We start from the raw sequence: 2,175 nt of genomic DNA, 5'->3' as shown, positions 1-2,175 counted from the left end.
CGCAGCGCCTGTCCGCCGCGCACCATCTGCCGCAGGCGCTGCGCACCTGCCACCCCGGAGGCACCCCACGTACGAGATGAGCAGGCACCGACGCAGCCTGCCGCCACTCTGCACCCGCCTCTCGGAGCGTCGAGCAGGCGCGGCGGGATTTCGCCCCTCGCGGGAAAGTGCTCCAGCCGCGACCCCCGTGGCGAGCGCGCTCCTCCCCGCCGCAAGCCCCGGAAAGCAGCAGGCCAGCCCGGCCGACCGCCCCTCCCCCGGGCTCGCGCCCTCTATCCACGTCCACACTCGGACGCCCATCCGCTACCCTGTTCTCTGGTCAGCCATTGAACCGGCCTGCTGCCCTCCGTCCAGGTGGACCAGCGACGTCGGGACAGCGTCTGACCAGCGGGGCCTTCGTAGCTCAGGGGATAGAGCACCGCTCTCCTAAAGCGGGTGTCGCAGGTTCGAATCCTGCCGGGGGCACCAGGGAAAAGGCCCGGACCGATCATGGTCCGGGCCTTTTTGACGGCACCATTTGACGGCAGTCGTATCTCAGGCGCCCGGCAGACGGCGCTTGAGCAGGCGGTCCATGTGGCTGATCGCCTCACGCTGGGTGTCATGGACGACGTGGGTGTAGACGTCCATCGTGATGCTGATCTGGCTGTGGCCGAGGATCTCCATGATGACCCTCGGCGCGACGCCGGCCGCCGTCAGCAGCGTGGCGCAGCCGTGCCGGGCGTCGTGCAGCCGGACCACCCGCAGACCGGCACCGGCAGCCACCCGCGTGAACGAGCGGTAGACGTTCCGCGGCTCCACCGGCCGGCCGTTCCTTGTGGCGAAGATGTAGCCGCCCTCGGACCACGTGACGCCCGTGTCGGCGAACGTCTCCCGCTGCTTCAGCCGGTGCCAGCGCAGCGGCGCGACGCACAGGGCGGGCATCGGCACGACCCTGCGGCGCCTGCTCTTGGGGTCGTCGTCGTAGAGCGTGCCCCGGCGTCGCTGGGTCTGGTGGCGGACGTGCAGCACCCGGTTGTCCAGGTCCACGTCCGTCCAGCGCAGGCCCACCAGTTCACCGCGCCGCAGCCCCATGCAGATGGCCAGCATGAACGCGGCATACAGCGGGTCACTGCGCGCGGCCTCCAGGAAGGACAGGGTCTCCTTCAGTGACCACGGGCTGATCTCCCGCTGCTTCACACGGGGCGGCTCCACCAGGGAGGCGACGTTGCGCGTGATCAGTTCCTCCCGGACCGCCGCCGTGAGCGCCGTACGCAGCACCCGATGGGCTTCCCTCGCCGTGGCCGCTGTCTGGGCGGCCTGCACCCGGGCGATGAACCGGCGCACGTCGGCGACGCTCAGCGTCTCCAGCCGCTTGGTGCCGAGCATGGGGATCAGGTAGAGGCGGGCGTGCGCTTCGTACTTGTCCAGAGTACTGAGCTTGCGACGCGACTGAACGTAGTGCTCAAGCCAGTAGGGCAGCCACTCGGAGAGCTTGGCCGACCTGGTGGGCGTCGGGACGCCCTGCCGGTCTCGCAGGACCAACTCCTGCCGCTTGGTGTCGCATTCCTCCCAGGTGCCGCCGTAGACGGTCTTGCGCTTGCGCGTGCCGTCGGGCTGGGGGACGTAGACGCGGGCTTCGTACCGTCCGTCCTTGCGCTGCCAGATGCTGCCGGCGCCGTTGGGGTTCCTCTTCTTCGGGGCCTTCAGGCGGCTTCCTCCAGCTTGGTTTCCATGAAGGTGCGGAGAGATTCGGCGGGGATGCGGCGGGCTCGGCCGATGGTGATGCTCTTGAGTTCGCGCGAGCGGATGAGGTTGTAGACCTTGAAGCGGCTGAGGCTGAGGGCGTCCATGACTTCGGGAACGGTCAGTGCTCTGTGGGTGGTGGGCAGAGGGGTGGCCACCGGGGCTCCTCGGGTCGTCCGAGTAGGGCTGATGAGGGCTGCGCCTGTCCTAGGTGGGGATTTCTGCGTCACAGCGTCACGAGCGTCACGCGGGCTTCTGAGCTGGGGCTTTGCGTGACGCACGGGTGGGGGTGTGCGTCATCGGTGCGTCACGGGCTGCGTCACGGCGTGACGCAGGTGACGCAGAGATTTCCGTCTACGTCACGCCCGTATCCGCAGGCCAGAGGCTGTTTTTGCCGTCCGCGTGACGCTGTGACGCAGAGCTTCCCTACTTAGACCGTGTCCTATGTGGTGA

Annotated in this window: 2 protein-coding genes and 1 tRNA gene; 1 reads left to right on the top strand and 2 read right to left on the bottom strand. The window is 68.6% G+C overall.

Features of this window, described 5'->3' with window-relative positions; translation table 11 throughout:
* Positions 1-392 precede the first annotated feature (392 nt).
* A tRNA-Arg gene (locus tag BFF76_RS29450) sits at positions 393-468 on the top strand.
* 66 nt (positions 469-534) lie between these two features.
* Here the strand turns inward: BFF76_RS29450 and BFF76_RS29445 are convergent.
* Both BFF76_RS29445 and BFF76_RS29440 read right to left on the bottom strand, forming a co-directional pair.
* Positions 535-1,686: a tyrosine-type recombinase/integrase gene (locus BFF76_RS29445; RefSeq protein WP_065849445.1), complete on the bottom strand. Its 1,152-nt coding sequence runs from the start codon at positions 1,684-1,686 to the stop codon at positions 535-537.
* Positions 1,683-1,880: a helix-turn-helix domain-containing protein gene (locus BFF76_RS29440; protein WP_065849444.1), complete on the bottom strand. Its 198-nt coding sequence runs from the start codon at positions 1,878-1,880 to the stop codon at positions 1,683-1,685. The genes BFF76_RS29445 and BFF76_RS29440 overlap by 4 nt, the downstream gene beginning before the upstream one ends.
* Positions 1,881-2,175: the final 295 nt, after the last annotated feature.

Origin of the sequence: Streptomyces mutomycini (genome assembly GCF_001700505.1) — a bacterium.
GTDB lineage: Bacteria > Actinomycetota > Actinomycetes > Streptomycetales > Streptomycetaceae > Streptomyces > Streptomyces mutomycini.
This window is presented reverse-complemented; position numbering and strand designations above follow the sequence as displayed.